Annotated in this window: 13 protein-coding genes and 1 tRNA gene; 8 read left to right on the plus strand and 6 right to left on the minus strand. The window is 71.2% G+C overall.

Annotation, left to right across the window (positions count from 1 at the left end; translation table 11 throughout):
- Positions 1-153 precede the first annotated feature (153 nt).
- The 3 genes from ACFO0B_RS00840 to ACFO0B_RS00850 form a co-directional block, all read right to left on the minus strand.
- Positions 154-1,134, minus strand: a complete 981-nt coding sequence (locus ACFO0B_RS00840; RefSeq protein WP_378610301.1) for a ribose-phosphate diphosphokinase — start codon at positions 1,132-1,134, stop codon at positions 154-156.
- Positions 1,131-2,621, minus strand: coding sequence for a bifunctional UDP-N-acetylglucosamine diphosphorylase/glucosamine-1-phosphate N-acetyltransferase GlmU (glmU, locus tag ACFO0B_RS00845; RefSeq protein WP_378610302.1), 1,491 nt, complete (start codon positions 2,619-2,621; stop codon positions 1,131-1,133). The genes ACFO0B_RS00840 and glmU overlap by 4 nt, the downstream gene beginning before the upstream one ends.
- Positions 2,622-2,689: 68 nt before the next feature.
- Positions 2,690-2,760: transfer RNA gene (locus tag ACFO0B_RS00850), tRNA-Gln, on the minus strand.
- Positions 2,761-2,974: 214 nt separating this feature from the next.
- On the opposite strand from ACFO0B_RS00850, the gene ACFO0B_RS00855 reads away from it, so the two are divergent.
- From ACFO0B_RS00855 to ACFO0B_RS00875, 5 genes are all read left to right on the plus strand, one after another.
- Entirely contained in the window at positions 2,975-3,640 is a 666-nt protein-coding gene (locus ACFO0B_RS00855; protein WP_378610303.1) for a TetR/AcrR family transcriptional regulator, read from the plus strand.
- 168 nt (positions 3,641-3,808) lie between these two features.
- Positions 3,809-4,456: a TetR family transcriptional regulator gene (locus tag ACFO0B_RS00860; RefSeq protein ID WP_378610304.1), complete on the plus strand. Its 648-nt coding sequence runs from the start codon at positions 3,809-3,811 to the stop codon at positions 4,454-4,456.
- Positions 4,457-4,510: 54 nt separating this feature from the next.
- On the plus strand, positions 4,511-8,128 hold the full coding sequence (gene mfd, locus ACFO0B_RS00865) for a transcription-repair coupling factor (RefSeq protein WP_378610305.1): 3,618 nt from the start codon (positions 4,511-4,513) through the stop codon (positions 8,126-8,128).
- 29 nt (positions 8,129-8,157) lie between these two features.
- Positions 8,158-8,784 (plus strand): MazG family protein, encoded by a 627-nt coding sequence (locus ACFO0B_RS00870; protein WP_378610480.1) that lies wholly within the window; start codon positions 8,158-8,160, stop codon positions 8,782-8,784.
- A gap of 157 nt (positions 8,785-8,941) precedes the next feature.
- The gene (locus ACFO0B_RS00875; RefSeq protein ID WP_378610306.1) at positions 8,942-9,892 is read left to right on the plus strand and encodes a phosphodiesterase; all 951 of its coding nucleotides are present in this window, start codon (positions 8,942-8,944) and stop codon (positions 9,890-9,892) included.
- Here the strand turns inward: ACFO0B_RS00875 and ACFO0B_RS00880 are convergent.
- Positions 9,840-11,321 carry a stealth family protein gene (locus tag ACFO0B_RS00880; RefSeq protein ID WP_378610307.1) on the minus strand — a complete coding sequence of 494 codons (1,482 nt, stop codon included), beginning with the start codon at positions 11,319-11,321 and terminating at the stop codon, positions 9,840-9,842. The genes ACFO0B_RS00875 and ACFO0B_RS00880 overlap by 53 nt on opposite strands.
- 276 nt (positions 11,322-11,597) lie before the next feature.
- Between ACFO0B_RS00880 and ACFO0B_RS00885 the strand changes: the two genes are divergently transcribed.
- The 3 genes from ACFO0B_RS00885 to ACFO0B_RS00895 all read left to right on the plus strand — a co-directional run bounded on the left by ACFO0B_RS00885 (position 11,598) and on the right by ACFO0B_RS00895 (position 13,251).
- Positions 11,598-12,059, plus strand: coding sequence for a flavodoxin domain-containing protein (locus ACFO0B_RS00885; RefSeq protein ID WP_378610308.1), 462 nt, complete (start codon positions 11,598-11,600; stop codon positions 12,057-12,059).
- Positions 12,060-12,179: 120 nt separating this feature from the next.
- Positions 12,180-12,674 carry a pyridoxamine 5'-phosphate oxidase family protein gene (locus ACFO0B_RS00890; protein WP_233020428.1) on the plus strand — a complete coding sequence of 165 codons (495 nt, stop codon included), beginning with the start codon at positions 12,180-12,182 and terminating at the stop codon, positions 12,672-12,674.
- A gap of 1 nt (position 12,675) precedes the next feature.
- Complete coding sequence (locus ACFO0B_RS00895) at positions 12,676-13,251, plus strand: TerD family protein (RefSeq protein ID WP_378610309.1); 576 nt, start codon at positions 12,676-12,678, stop codon at positions 13,249-13,251.
- A gap of 34 nt (positions 13,252-13,285) precedes the next feature.
- Here the strand turns inward: ACFO0B_RS00895 and ACFO0B_RS00900 are convergent, their stop codons facing one another.
- Entirely contained in the window at positions 13,286-14,692 is a 1,407-nt protein-coding gene (locus ACFO0B_RS00900; RefSeq protein WP_378610310.1) for an MATE family efflux transporter, read from the minus strand.
- 8 nt (positions 14,693-14,700) lie between these two features.
- Positions 14,701-15,735 (minus strand): PLP-dependent cysteine synthase family protein, encoded by a 1,035-nt coding sequence (locus ACFO0B_RS00905; protein ID WP_378610311.1) that lies wholly within the window; start codon positions 15,733-15,735, stop codon positions 14,701-14,703.
- Between the last annotated feature and the right edge of the window lie 20 nt (positions 15,736-15,755).

Consider the following 15,755-nt stretch of genomic DNA (forward strand, 5'->3'; position numbering starts at 1 on the left):
TGCGGTGTACTCATCAACGCCTCCGTTCGGTCGAGCTACCGGCGGGGTACCCACTCGGGCCGCCACTGTACGTGCGGTAGCTGAGAGCGACCTGGGGCGAAAAACGGGAACGGACCCGGGGTACGCAACCCCGGGCCCGTCGAAGAGAAAAACTCAGGCGTTGCCGTTGAACAACCCCGTCACCGAGCCGTTCTCGAACACCTCACGAATGGTCCTGGCCAGCAGCGGCGCGATGGAGAGCACCGTGAGCTGCGGGAACTTCTTGTCCTCGGTGATCGGCAGGGTGTTGGTCACCACCACCTCGCGGGCACCGCAGGCGGCGAGCCGCTCGGCGGCGGGTGCGGAGAGGACGCCGTGCGTGGCGGCGATCACGACGTCGACGGCGCCCGCTTCGCGCAGCACGCGCACGGCCTCGGCGATGGTGCCGCCGGTGTCGATCATGTCGTCGATCAGGATGCAGGTGCGGCCGTCGACGTCACCGACCGGGCGGTGCGACTTGACCTGGTTCGGCACCAGCGGGTCGCGGGTCTTGTGGATGAAGGCGACGGGCGCGCCGCCGAGCGCGTCGGCCCACTTCTCGGCGACCTTCACGCGGCCCGCGTCCGGCGAGACGACGGTGACGTCCTCCAGGCTGTAGTTGGCCCGCACGTGCTCGGAGAGCTGGAAGAGCGCGTGCATGTGGTCCACCGGGCCGTCGAAGAAGCCCTGGATCTGGTCGGTGTGCAGGTCGACGGTGATGATCCGGTGCGCACCGGCGGTCTTCAGCAGGTCGGCGACCAGGCGGGCGGAGATGGGCTCGCGGCCGCGGTGCTTCTTGTCCTGCCGGGCGTACGGGTAGAAGGGCAGCACCGCGGTGATCCGCTCGGCCGAGCCGCGCTTGAGCGCGTCGATCATGATGAGCTGCTCCATGAGCCACTGGTTCAGCGGCGCGGGGAAGCTCTGCATGACGAAGGCGTCCGAGCCGCGCACCGACTCCTCGAAGCGGACGAAGATCTCGCCGTTCGCGAATTCCCGCGCGGTCTGCGGGGTGACGTGGACGTCCAGCTCCTTCGCGACCTGTTCGGCCAGCTCAGGATGGCTGCGCCCCGCGAAGAGCATGAGATTCTTCTGGTTGTCGGTCGAGAACGCGGTCACTGCTGTTCGCCATCCTTTTGCTCTGTTGCCTGACTCGCTGTGTCGCTGGCCGCGATGGCCTCCGTCGCCGCATGCGCCGCCGCGGTTCCCGGCCGGTTGCGCGGCACCCAGTTGTCCAGATTGCGCTGCGCTCCGCCCGACACCGCGAGGGCGCCGGGTGGCACGCTTCTGCGCAGTACGGTACCCGCTGCCGTATAGGCGCCGTCACCCACGGTGATCGGCGCGACGAACATCGTGTCGCTGCCGGTGCGCACGTGCGAGCCGACAACGGTGTGGTGCTTGCGCACCCCGTCGTAGTTGACGAAAACACTCGACGCGCCGATGTTGCTGTGCTCGCCGATGGTGGCGTCGCCGACGTAGGTGAGGTGCGGGACCTTGGAGTGATCGCCGATGGTGGCGTTCTTGGTCTCCACGAATGCGCCGAGTTTGCCCGATTCGCCCAGTACCGTGCCCGGCCGCAGGTAGGCGAACGGCCCGACCGTCGCGCCCGCCCCGATGGTGGCGCCGGTGCCGTGCGTGCGCACCACCGACGCCCCGTCGCCGACCAGCACATCGGTGAGCGTGCTGTCCGGCCCGATCTCGGCATCCTCGCCGATCACGGTGGCACCGAAGAGCTGGGTCCCGGGCCGCAGCACCGCGTCCCTGCCGATCCGGACGCCCGCGTCCACCCAGGTGGTGGCCGGGTCGATCACGGTGACCCCGGCGCGCATGTGCCGCTCCAGCAGGTAGCGGTTCAGGGTGCGGGTGGCGGCGGCCAGCTGCACCCGGTCGTTGACCCCGGTGACCTTGGCCTCGTCCACCAGCCGGGCGCCCTGCACGGTGTGGCCGTCCTCGCGGGCGAGCCGGAGCACGTCGGTGAGGTACAGCTCGTGCTGGGCGTTCGCGGTGGAGAGCCGGGTGATCGTGCTGCGCAGCACCTGGGCGTCGAAGGCGTAGACGCCGGAGTTGACCTCGGTGATCGTGGCCTGCGCGGGGGTGGCGTCGGCGTGCTCGACGATCTCCAGCACCTGGCCGTCGGCGTCGCGCACGATCCGGCCGTAGCCGTTGGCGTCGTCCGGGACGAAGGTGAGCACCGTCACGGCGGGGCGCTCGGCGTAGCTGCGGTGCTCGTCGAGCAGCGCGGCCAGGGTGTGGCCGTCGAGCAGCGGGACGTCGGCGGAGGTGACGAGCAGGTCGCCGTCGAAGTCCTCCGGCACCGCGCGCAGCGCGCACTGCACCGCGTGCCCGGTGCCGAGCTGCTCCTCCTGCAGCGCGGGCAGGATCTCCCGCCCCTGCTCGGCGGCGACCGCCGCGACCGCGGCGCCGACCTGTTCGCGGTCGTGCCCGACCACGGTGATGAGGTATGCGGGGTCGATCTCGTTCGCCGCATGCAGCGCGTGCGCGAGCATGCTCCGGCCGGCCAGCGAATGCAGCACCTTGGGGGTCTTCGACCGCATTCGCGTTCCGGCGCCAGCGGCGAGAACGACGACGGCGGTCTGCTGTGGCATGGATCTCCCTCGGCTGCCTGTCATCGTGCTGGGCCAAACGCGGGGCCCACGATAGTCACATGTGCGTGCTCCGCCGCCAGGACTCGAACCTGAACTATCTGAACCAAAATCAGAGGTGCTGCCATTACACTACGGCGGATCGTCACACCGGCCGGCTGTGCCGTTTCGGCACGACCCGCCGCTGTGCCCACGGCACGGCATGAATCCTCGCATGCCGACCTCGCTTCCGTCGAACCCGCGCGGCCGCGAGGATGTGCCCCGCTGTCACGTCAGGCACGCTGTCTGGAACAGTTGAAACCTCGGAGGGCCCGGACCCGTGACCGCGGTACCACGACATCGCAGGAGGCGAAGCGATGCCATCGGGTGAGACCCAGCGGCCGCAACGGCCGCGCATGACGGGTACCCAGCGGCGCCAGCAGCTGATCGAGATCGGCCGCGCGCTGTTCGCCGAACGGGGGTACGACGGCACCTCGATCGAGGAGATCGCGCTCCGCGCCCAGGTCTCGAAACCCGTGGTGTACGAGCACTTCGGCGGCAAGGAGGGGCTCTACGCGGTCGTCGTCGACCGGGAGATGTCGATGCTGCTCGACATGATCACCTCCTCGCTCACCCGCAACCGCTCGCAGGAGCGGCTGGAGCAGGTCGCGCTGGCACTGCTGACCTACATCGAGGAGCGCACCGACGGGTTCCGCATCCTGGTCCGCGACCAGCCCGCGGCAACCGCCGACGGGCGCTACTCCAGCCTGCTCAACGAGGCGGTGAACCAGGTCGCGCACATCCTCGGCAACGACTTCGGGCGGCGCGGTTTCGACACCAGCCTCGCCACCCTCTACGCTCAGGCGCTGGTCGGGATGGTCTCCACCGCCGCGACCTGGTGGCTGGACGTGCGCGAACCGTCGAAGGAAGTGGTGGCCGCGCATCTGGTGAACCTGTGCTGGAACGGTCTGAGCCACCTGGAGGCGGAGCCACGGCTGACCTCGCAGCGCCGGGCCGAAGCGGGGGGCGCGGTCGAGTGTTAGCTCGCGAATTGCGCGGTGCGCCCGGGCGAATGCGCGAATTGCCGGGGGCGGTGCGGCCGGGTGGTACGGTTCACGCATCCTCTCAGTGCTGTTCGGGTGGTAAGTCGGTCTACTTCGGGATGTCGGTCTACTTCAGGATGGCTGGTTTTTGGATGACAGGCGGATCTGATGGCTAGGCAAGCGCGCGCGGAGATCACCCGCGATTCCGTTCTGGCAGGCGCTGCCGATGTCTTTCTGCGCTTGGGATATGCGAACGCGAGCCTGAGCGAGATCATCGCGCAGTCGAACGTCACCAAGGGCGCACTGTACTTTCATTTCGGCTCCAAGGAAGAACTGGCCCGTGCCGTCGTCGATCAGGGCAACGAGCGGCTGATCAGTTCCTGCCAGGGGTTCTTCGATTCCCGTGTGCCCGCGCTGGAGGCGTGCATCGGGATCACCTACGTCGTCGCCGACCTATCGATGAACGATCCGATGGTCGGGGCCATGCTCAAGCTGACCCACCAGATCGGCGACTACCGCGGCGCCCAGGGCGACAACATCGCCAAGACCTGGGGCGAGACCTACCGGGTTCTCTCCGAGCGCGCCATCGCCCAGGGCGACCTCGAGCCAGGCCTGGACGCCGAGGTGATCGGCCTGCTGCTGCAGGAGATGACGGCGGGCGTGCACATCACCGCCGTCGGCACCGAGTCGATCGACCAGATGGCGGTCCGCATGGAGCGCGCCTGGTACTTCCTGCTCCCCGCCATCGTGCCCGCCGAAAAGCTCTCCTACTTCCGCGAGTTCGCCGCCCGTAGGCTGCGGAGATATGTGCCGTAGGGGGTAGGTACCCCGCGCCGGGGGGCTGTCACCCAGCACCGATAGACTTTTTCCATGTCTGCCCAACCCCCACCCCTGGCGGGGCTGGCCGCGGCGGCCGGTGCCGATCAGGCGCTGCGCACCGTCGCCGATCTGGTCGGGAAGTCCTCGGTCGCGCTGGTCGCCCCCGGCCCGGCGCGCCCGTTCGTCGCCGCCGCGCTGGCGAACGGGGAGAGCCGGCCGCTGGTGGTGGTGACGGCGACCGGGCGCGAGGCCGACGACCTCACGGTCGAGCTCACCGAGATGCTCGGTCCGAGCGTCGCGCAGTTCCCGTCCTGGGAGACGCTGCCGCACGAGCGGCTCTCGCCGGGCGCGGACACGGTGGGCCGCAGGCTCTCGGTGCTGCGCAGGCTGGCGCACCCGGAGGACGCCGTCTCCGGCCCGCCGCTGCGCGTCGTCGTCACGACGGTGCGTTCGCTCATGCAGCCGATGGCGGCCGGGCTCGGCGATATCGAGCCGGTGGTGCTGCGCATCGGCGCCGAGTTCGATTTCGACGAATTGCTCACCCGGCTGGTCGAATTCGCCTACTCCCGGGTGGACATGGTCGGCAAGCGCGGCGAGTTCGCGGTGCGCGGCGGCATCCTCGATCTCTTCCCGCCGACCGCCGACCACCCGGTGCGCGTCGAGTTCTGGGGCGACGAGGTGAGCGAGCTGCGCGCCTTCTCGGTGGCCGATCAGCGCTCGCTGCCGGAGATCACGGTGGACACCGTGGTCGCTCCGCCCTGCCGGGAGCTGCTGCTCACCGAGGCGGTGCGGCTCCGCGCGGCCGAGGTCGCGATCGACAACGCCGCCGACGCGGCGCTCTCCGAGATGCTGGCCAAGCTCTCCGACGGCATCCCGGTGGAGGGCATGGAGGCGCTGCTCCCGATCCTGCAGCCGGGGGCGCTGCGGCTGCTCACCGAGGTGCTGCCGGAAGGTAGCCACGTCCTGCTCTGCGACCCGGAGAAGGTGCGCACCCGCGCCGCCGACCTGGTGCGCACCGGCGAGGAGTTCCTGGAGGCGTCCTGGACCGCGGCCTCGTTCGGCGGCACCGCGCCGCTCGGCGGCCACGGCCTCGACCTCGCCGCATCGGCCTACCGCCCGCTGCCGGCCGTCCGGGAGAGCGCGGACCGCAACGGCCTGCCCTGGTGGACGCTGAGCCCGCTGGCCTCCGGCGACCCGGCCGAGGTCGAGCTGCCGATCACCGCGGGCGCGACCGCGCGCGGCTCGGACGAACTGGTCGCCACGCTCTTCGCCGCGCTGCGCGCGCACCTCGCCACCGGCGGCCGTGCCGTCGTCGTCGTGGCCGGGCACGGCACCGCCCAGCGCGTGCTGGAGCGGCTCGCCGACGCCGAGGTGCCCGCCGCCGCACTGGATCCGGGCGCCGAGCCGGCACCCGACGTGGTCGGCGTGCTCTGCGGCTCGCTGCACGACGGCGTCGTCTTCGCCGGCGCCGGGCTGGTCGTCGTCGCCGAGTCCGACCTGACCGGCAACCGGGTGGCCGCCGCCGGTGAGGGCAGGCGGCTGCCCGCCAAGCGCCGCAACCAGGTCGACCCGCTGGCGCTCAGCGCGGGCGACATGGTGGTGCACGACCAGCACGGCATCGGCCGCTTCGTGGAGATGATCGAGCGCACCGTCGGCGGCGCCAGGCGCGAGTACCTGGTGATCGAGTACGCGCCGGGCAAGCGCGGCCAGCCCGGCGACCGGCTCTTCGTGCCGATGGAATCGCTGGACCAGCTCTCCCGCTACGTCGGCGGCGAGCTGCCGAGCCTCTCCAAGCTCGGCGGCTCGGACTGGGCGAACACCAAGCGCAAGGCGCGCAAGGCCGTTCGCGAGATCGCCGGTGAGCTGGTGCAGCTCTACGCGGCCCGCCAGGCCGCGCCCGGCCACGCCTTCGGCCCGGACACCCCGTGGCAGCAGGAGATGGAGGACGCCTTCGCCTTCACCGAGACCGTCGACCAGATGACCGCCATCGCCGACGTCAAGTCGGACATGGAGAAGGCGGTCCCGATGGACCGCGTGGTCTGCGGCGACGTCGGCTACGGCAAGACCGAGATCGCGGTGCGCGCCGCCTTCAAGGCGGTGCAGGACGGCAAGCAGGTGGTGGTGCTGGTCCCGACCACGCTGCTGGCCCAGCAGCACCTGCAGACCTTCACCGAGCGGGTCGCCGGGTTCCCGGTGAACGTCAAGGGGCTCTCCCGCTTCACCGACGCGGCCGACGCCAAGGAGGTGCTGCGGGGCATGGCCGACGGCGAGGTCGACATCGTGGTCGGCACGCACCGGCTGCTGCAGACCGGCGTCCGCTGGAAGGACCTCGGCCTGGTGGTGGTCGACGAGGAGCAGCGCTTCGGCGTCGAGCACAAGGAGCACATCAAGGCGCTGCGCACGCACGTCGACGTGCTCACCATGTCGGCGACGCCGATTCCGCGCACGCTGGAGATGAGCCTGGCCGGCATCCGCGAGATGTCGACCATCCTGACCCCGCCGGAGGAGCGCCACCCGGTGCTCACCTACGTCGGCAGCTACAACGACAAGCAGGTCACCGCCGCGATCCGGCGCGAGCTGCTCCGCGACGGCCAGGTGTTCTACGTGCACAACCGGGTCTCCTCGATCGACAAGGCCGCCAAGCACCTGCGCGACCTCGTCCCGGAGGCGCGGATCGCCATCGCGCACGGCCAGATGAACGAGGACACCCTGGAGCGCACCGTGCAGGGTTTCTGGGAGCGCGAGTTCGACGTGCTGGTCTGCACCACGATCATCGAGACCGGGCTGGACATCTCGAACGCCAACACCCTGATCGTGGAGCGCGCCGACGCCCTCGGCCTCTCCCAGCTGCACCAGCTGCGCGGCCGGGTCGGGCGCAGCAGGGACCGCGGCTACGCCTACTTCCTGTACCCGCCGGAGAAGCCGCTCACCGAGACCGCCTACGACCGGCTCGCCACCATCGCGCAGAACTCCGACCTGGGCGCGGGCATGGCGGTGGCGATGAAGGATCTGGAGATCCGCGGCGCGGGCAATGTGCTCGGTGCCGAGCAGTCCGGGCACGTCGCCGGGGTCGGCTTCGACCTGTACGTGCGGCTGGTCGGCGAGGCGGTGGAGGCGTACCGGGCCGCCGCCGACGGCAAGCCGATCACCACCGAGGAGGTCAGGGAGGTCCGGGTCGACCTGCCGGTGGACGCGCACATCCCGCCGGACTACGTCGCCAGTGACCGCCTCCGCCTCGAGGCCTACCGGAAACTCGCCGCCGCGCAGGACGACGCGACGCTGGCCGGGGTGATGGAGGAGCTGGTCGACCGGTACGGGCCGCTGCCGGAGGAGGTCGGGCGGCTGGTCTCGGTGGCGCGGCTGCGGCTGCTCGCGCGCGAGTACGGGGTGAGCGAGATCGCGGTCACCGGCACCACGATCAAGATCGCGCCGCTGACCCTGCCCGACTCCAAGCAGCTGCGGCTCAAGCGGCTGCACCCGAGCGCGAGTTACCGCGCCGCCTCCGGCGTCGTGCAGCTGCCCATCCCCCGGGTCGAGGACAGCGTCGGCGCCGACCGCATGCGCGACGTGCAGCTGCTCCAGCTGATCGCCGACCTGCTGCTCGCGCTGGACGGCAAGGCGGCGGGCGCGGTCGACCTGCGGGTGCGCGCCGAGGCCACCGCGCGGTGACCGCCGATCTCAGCGGCGCGGTCGAACTCATGGATCGGCTGTGGCGGTTCGGTGGGTGGGAGAGCACCCAGACGCACGATTCGCTGCGGCCGTACCTGCTGGAGGAGACCTACGAGCTGCTCGACGCCATCGGGCAGGGCGATACCGAGACGATCCGGGAGGAGCTCGGCGACCTGCTGCTGCAGGTGCTCTTCCACGCCAGGATCGCCGAGGCGGCGGGGGAGTTCACCGTCGCCGACGTGGCCGCGGTGCTGATCACCAAGCTGGAGCACCGCAGCCCGCACCTGGCCGCGCCCGAGGCGTTCGCCGGCGTCGCCGAGCGGATCGCCGCGCAGGAGCTGGCGTGGGAGGAGCGGAAGTCCGCGGAGAAGGCGCGGCGCTCCTGCCTGGACGGGATCGCGCTCGCGCAGCCCGCGCTCGCGCTCGCCGAGAAGGTGATCGCCCGGGCCGGGCGGGCCGGGCTCCCGGACGAGCTGATCCCCGAGGAGCTGCGGGTGGTCCGGCTCGGCGGGGACGAGAGCGCCGAGGAGCGGCTGCGCAAGGCCACGCTCCGCTTCGCGGACGTCATTCGCGCCACCGAGGACGCCGCCGAGCGCGCCCGCGGCGCCCGGCTGTCGCTCACCGCCGACGACTGGCGCGCCCACTGGCCGGTGTGAACACGAGCCGGCACCCGCACGACCCGGCGCGCCCCTCCCGACCGCCCGGCGCGTGACCTCGGTCGCCGGAGCGGGCCGCGTTCAGGCTCCTTCGCTATCCTGGCGTCAACCTCGAAGCGAGGGCGGGCGGAGTCCGCCGGGAGGGACGTTCGAGCCGGTGCGCATCGACAGGGTCGCGGAGTATCCGCGACCGGATCACGTGTTGTTCCACTTCAGCGATATCCATCTGGTCGCCGAGGGCGACCTCTACGGCGACGTCGACGCGGAGCGGCCGCTGCGCGCGTTGCTCGCGCACGCCGAGAGCACGGGCATCGTCCCCACCGCCATCGTCTTCACCGGCGACCTCACCGACCGCGGCGAAGCGAGCGCCTACGCCCGGCTGCGCGCCCTGGTCGAGCCGTTCGCCGCGCGGATCGGCGCCCCGGTGATCTGGGTGGCGGGTAACCACGACGACCGCGGCGCACTCCGCCGCGGCCTGCTGGACCGCCCCGGCTCCGCCGAGCCGCTGGACGAGGTGCACCTGATCGACGGCCTGCGCGTCATCGCCCTGGACACCACCGTCCCCGGCAAGCACCACGGCGAGCTCACCGCCGAGCAACTGACCTGGCTGCGCGACGTCCTCGCCGAACCGGCCCCCTTCGGCACCATCCTGACCATGCACCACCCGCCGGTGCCCTGTGTGCTCGACCTCGCCGTCACCGTCGAGCTGCGCGACCAGCGCCGCCTGGCCGCGGTGCTGGACGGCACCGACGTGCGCGCGATCCTCGCCGGCCACCTGCACTTCTCCACCAGCGCCACCTTCGCGGGCATCCCGGTGTCGGTGGCCTCGGCCACCTGCTACACCCAGGACCTCGCGGTCGAGCAGGGCGGGCTGCGCGGCCGGGACGGCGCGCAGGCCTTCAACTACGTGCACGTCTACCCGGACACCGTGGTGCACTCGGTGGTGCCGATCGACACCGGCCCGACGGTGGGCGAGCCCGCCACCCCGGCTCAGGCGGCGGCGCGGCTGGCCGCGGCGGGCATCGTGATCCCGCCCGCGGCCGGCATCCCGCACGTCATGCGGCGCCCGGCGCGGACTCCGGAATCGGGTGGCGAGGCGGTGCGCTGACCCGCTCCCACGGCGCGGGCTCGGGGAACCAGCCGTCCAGGAAGGCCGAGACCCGGCGCACCCGCTCGGCCTCGGCGACCTCGGGGAAGCTGCCGTCGTTCAGGCAGAAGAAGTCGACGTCCCTGGTCGCGCCGAGCTCGTCCAGCAGCGCGAGCCCCGACTCCGCTGTGGTGTCGACATAGCGCACCCGAGCCGCCTCCTGCGGCACCGCCCGCCCGCTGAGCAAGGCGTAGTAGTGGTACAGCGAGTTCGTCACCGAGATGTCGGTGGCGGAACGGAACCGGCTCGCCGCGGTGCGCGCGAAATCGGCGGCGAACTCGCGCTCCATCTCGTGCAGCACGCTGCGCCGCAGCGGCACCGGGGTGTGCTCCAGGTGCCGGGTGATGACGGTGCCGAACCGCTCCGCGAGCAGCGCCCGGTTCACCCTTGCCGCGTTCTCGAACCCGCTGCGCCGCTCGCTGTTGCGGCCGGGGCCGATCCGGGTGTCGGCCTCGATGAACCGGCTCACCCCGGCCGGGGTGAAGAACATGGACGGCCGCACCGGGCGGGCGAAGAACATGTCGTCGTTGGAGTACAGGAAGTGCTCGGCCAGCCCGTCGATGTGCTGCAGCTGGCTCTCCACGGCGTGCGAGTTGAAGGTCGGCAGCCCGGCGGTGTCGGCGAAGTGCGCGAGCGCGGGGACGACGGTGACCTTCGGGTGCTCGGCCAGCCAGGACGGCGGGGTGGAGTCGGTGCAGAGGAAGATCCGGCGGATCCAGGGCGCGTTCTTCGCCACCGCGCGCAGCGCGTAGCGCAGTTCATCGATCTGCCGGATGCGGGCGTCCGCGTCGTCGCCCTCGCCCACCACGACCTGCGCGAGCAGCCCGGCGCGGCGGGCGCGGAACTCCGGGTCGGAGCCGTCCACCCAGGAGAAGACCAGGTCGATGTCGAACTCCACGTCGGTGGTCTGCGGCGCGAACATCCCGGTGAGTGTCGGCCAGACCCGGTCGAAGAGCAGCACCTGGCCGAACTCGACGTCGGCGAGGTCGAAGACGGTGCGGGTGAGCGCGTTCGGCCGCGGGCAGGTGACGGTGTCGCCGTGGTAGCCCCACAGCTCCAGGTCGACGTGGTGCGCCGGGTCGGCGTCCCGGCCGAGCCGGAACACCGCGGTGTCCAGCGGCTCGACCCGGAAGCCGGAGGCGCTCGCCGAGCTCACCACCCGCGCGACCATGGCGCCGTGCGCCGCGTCGGCGGCCAGGATCAGCCGGTGGCCGCGATCCCGGACCAGCACGAACGGCACCTCGGCGGCGGCCAGCTCGGTGCGCAGGTGGATCAGATCGGTCAGCGTCGCGTCGGAGACGGCGAGGTTGCCCGCGGTGCGGTGCGCGGCGATCGGAATCGGCGTGATGTCGGGGGACACCTCGCGGGGCAGGTCGGACGAGAAGACCATGGCGCACTCACCTCACTCGGGACGGGACGCCCAGCGGCGTCGGCTTGCGTGACGTGGCCGCTGATATTCGCGCAGCCGAGCCTCCGGGGTTCTACCCGTGAGTGGCGCGTCGAATCAGGCGACCGTTGCCGGACGGTCATCGGCCGGTAACCAAGAAGCCCCCGCTGAGCAGGGAACTGTTCACGATGATGCAGGCGTTTCGGTGATCCGTCAATCGAACCGGCAATCCTGTTAGGATAGCCTCACCATATTTCCAGGTGAGAAGGAGTGCAGCTCGTGCGGATCGTGATCCTGTTCGGGTCGGAGATGGGGACGGCCGAGTCGGCGGCCGAGGTGATCGCGGGCGAGCTCACCGCCCACGACGTCTCGCTCCACGACATGAGCGAGTTCGCCGTCGACGATCTGGACCCCGGCGCGCTGCACATCATGGTCTGCTCCACCTACGGCGACGGCGAACTGCCTACCAACGCCGAGCCTTTCGCGGATGCGCTGGACAGCGGGCGCCGCGCGCTGGACGGGCTGCGCTTCGCCGTCTTCGGTCTGGGCGACAGCGTCTACGGCCCGACCTTCAACCGCGGCGGCGAGATCATCGCCGAGAAGCTGAGCGCGCGCGGCGCGATCCAGCTCGGCGAGCACGCGCGGCACGACGCCTCCACCGAGGTGAAGGTCAGGGAGCTGGCCGCGGCGTGGGCTCGGGAGCTGCGCGCGCTGCCGAGCTTCGAACTCGCCACGGCCTGAACGCATCTGCCGGGCTGGATCGCACCGGGCGCCAGCGGCGATGTCGGCCGTGGATTTAAACTGCTGGGGAAGCGCGGGAACAGCCCACCGCGCCGCAGCGATCCCCATGAGGTGACGAAAATGGCAGCAGGAGCGAGCCTGACCGAGCACGACCACACCGCCGACGAGCATCCGGAGCTCGAAGCCCTGCCCGTGTGGCCGACCGAGACCATCGCGGTGCTGGTGACGACCGACCCGTCCCCGCACGCCATCCCGGTCTCCTGGCCGGTGCGCGCGGGCGACCGGCGCATTCTGATCAGCCTGAAATTCGACCGGGGTTCGCTGGCGCGGCTCCGCGAGCAGCCGCAGGTCGCGCTGCTCATCCTCGGCGGCGGCGATGTCGCGCTCTGTGCGCGCGGCACGGCGACGGTGCTCGCCGACGGGATGCCGGGCGCGAGCGACTATGTTCCGGTACAGATCGACGTCGACACCATCGACGACCATCGGCAGTCGGCGTTCACCGTCGCGCAGGGCATTCAGCGCACGGTGCTCGACGAGGCCGAACTCGACGCGCTGCGCGGCCGGGTGGCCACGCTGCGCGAATGGGCGGAGCAGAACCCGAACACGGAAGGATGACATGAGCGTCACGCTGGCCAAAGGCGGCAACGTCTCGCTGTCCAAGCAGGCACCGAACCTGACCAAGGTCTCGGTCGGCCTCGGCTGGGACACCCGGACCACCACCGGAGCCGACTACGACCTGGACGCGAGCGCGCTCGCGACCGGACCGAACCTGAAGGTGCTCTCGGACCTGCACTTCGTCTTCTACAACAACCTGCGCTCGCCCGAGGGGACCATCGAGCACACCGGTGACAACCTCACCGGCGAGGGCGACGGCGACGACGAGACGATCAATATCGACCTCGCGGCGACGCCGCCCAGCATCACCAATATCTTCTTCCCGGTCTCGATCCACGACGCCGACGCGCGCGGGCAGTCCTTCGGCCAGATCCGCAACGCCTACATCCGCGTCACCGACGCCGTGACCGGTGCCGAGCTGGCCCGCTACGACCTCTCCGAGGACGCCTCCACCGAGACCGCCATGGTCTTCGGCGAGCTGTACCGGAACAACGCGGAGTGGAAGTTCCGCGCCATCGGCCAGGGGTACGCCTCAGGTCTGGCGGGGATCGCCCGCGACTACGGCGTAAAGATCTAGCAGCGAGCGGGTTCGTTCCCTGGTGCGAACCCGCTCAGCTGTTCCCCGCCGCCAGCCCGAGCGGCGGGGTGTGTGCGTGCAGGGAGACCGTGTCGCGCTCGCGCTGGTCGAGCAGGGCCAGGTAGCGGTGCAGCATGAGCCCGGCGGTGGCCGCGAGCCCGGCGGTGAGGCCCCACCAGATGCCCGCCGCGCCGAGGCCGAGCGGGAAGGCGAGCAGGAGCGCGGCGGGGAGCCCGACGCACCAGTAGCCGACCAGCGAGAGCCGGAACCCGGCCGAGGTCTCCTTGAGCCCGCGCAGCAGCCCGGTGCCGATGTTCTGCGCGGCGTCGAAGAACTGCAGCACGATGCCGATCAGCAGCAGCGTGTGAGCCAGTGCGACGGTCGACTCGTCACCGGTGTCGATGAACGGGGCGAGCACCAGGTCGGGGGCGAAGACGTAGCCGAGCCCGGTCACCACCGCGACCAGCGCGGCGCCCTGCAGCGCCAGCCGCGCCTGGGTGCGCGCCCGGTCGAACTCGTCCCTGGCCGCCGCGTGGCTGACCAGGATGGAGGCGCCGTGCGAGATGCCGATGGCGACCTGGAACACGATGTAGATGATCTGGTAGACGACATTGTGCGCGGCCAGCGCGGCGGGCCCGATGGTGCCCATGGCCAGCGCGAGCACCGAGAACATGCCCGCCTCGGAGCCGTAGGTGAGCGCGATCGGGAAGCCGAGCTTCAGCTCGGCGCGCACCGTGCCCGCCCGCACCGGCCACGGCCTGCGCGGTAGCGCGCCCGCCAGTCTCCGATCCCGCCGCACCAGCACGCCGAAGGCCAGGAACATGGCGAGGAAGACCAGCGAGGTGGCGATGCCGATCCCGGTCAGCCCGAGCGCGGGCAGCCCGAGCCAGCCGTGCGCGAGCGGAAGCGCGAGCCCGAGGTTCAGCGCCACCGAGCCGAGCGTCACCAGCAGCAGCGCCTGCGGCCGCCGCATACCGACGGTGTACTGCCGCAGCACCTGGAACCACAGGCAGGGCAGCAGCCCCGGCGCCAGCGCCACCATGAACGGCCGCGCCGCCGCGAGCACATCGGCGTCCTGCCCCAGCCACTGCAGCGAGTAGCCGAGCCCGACCAGCACCGCGCCGCCGAGCAGCCCGGCGACGGTGGCGATCAGGAAGCTGCCGCGCACGATGTCGCGCACCTCGGCGTCGGCGGAGACGCCGCGCTTGCCCGCCGCGCCGACCGCACCCGCGATCCGGTTGCCGCTCGCGGTGATCAGCCCGACGCACATGGTGCGGATCTGGTTGAAGAGCACCAGCGCCAGCCCGCCCGCCGCCACCGCGCCGACCCCGAGCGAGCCCATGACCGCGATATTCGTCGTGGAGACCGCGATCTGGGCCAGCTGGGTGGTGGCGATCGGCGTCGCGAGCGCGGCCAACTGCCCCGCGTCCGAGTTGCGCATCCGGTCGATCACCGCGCCGCCACGAGATTGGCGCCCGCGAGCGCGGGCGACCAGCGGTCGAGCATGGCGCCGACCGCGCGCTCGGCGGCGGGGTCGAGCAGGTCGCGCTCGGCCATCCAGGTGTCGTCGAAGACCGTGTCCAGGTACTTCTCGCCGCCGTCGCAGACCAGCGTCACCACCGTCGAGCCGGGCGGGAACTGCTCCAGCCGGACCAGCGCGGCGTGCACCGAGCCGCCCGCCGAGCCGCCGATCAGCAGCCCCAGCTTCGCGGCGACGGCGCGCGCCGTGGCGAAGGCGTCGGTGTCGGTGACCTTCACACCCTCGTCGAGCAGCGCGTAGTCGACCGCGGTGCCGATGCTGGCGCCGGGCGGGGTGCCGGTGCCGGACTGCCAGTACGGCCCGCCCTCGCCGCCGAAGGCGATCGAGCCCTCCGGCTCCACCCCCACCACGTACGGCACGTGGCCGAGCTGCCGCAGCCGGGTCGCGGTGCCGAAGAGCGACCCGCCGGTGCCGACCGCGGAGAGCAGGATGTCCACCCGCTCGACGTCGGCGAGCAGCTCGTCGGCGACCGGGTGGTAGCCGACGGCGTTGGCGTCGTTGTTGTGCTGCTCGGTGAAGTAGGCGCCGCCCTCGGCGGCCGCCATCGCCTCGGCGAGATCCTCTCGCGCCGAGGTGGCGAGGCTGTCGTCGCCGGCGTCGGCGACGTACACCAGTTCCGCTCCCATGGCTCGCATCGCGCGCAGTTTGTCCTTACAGGCGTGGTGGTCGACGACCGCGGTGAAGCGGTACCCACGTTCGGCGGCGACTACCGCGAGGCCGAGCCCGGTATTGCCGGACGTGGACTCGATGATATGCCCGCCAACTTCCAGCAAACCACGCCGCTCGGCGTCGAGCACCATCTCCCGCGCCATCCGGATCTTGGCTGTTCCGGTCGGGTTGAAAGTCTCCAGCTTGAGCAGCAGCCTGGTGCCGGTCGCGGTGCGGGCGAGCTCGAACAGCGGGGTACGGCCGATCAGGTCCGTCACGCGCGTGACGAGCGGCATGGGAATTTCTCCTCTTCGAT

Origin of the sequence: Nocardia jiangsuensis (genome assembly GCF_042650385.1) — a bacterium.
Classification (GTDB): domain Bacteria; phylum Actinomycetota; class Actinomycetes; order Mycobacteriales; family Mycobacteriaceae; genus Nocardia; species Nocardia jiangsuensis.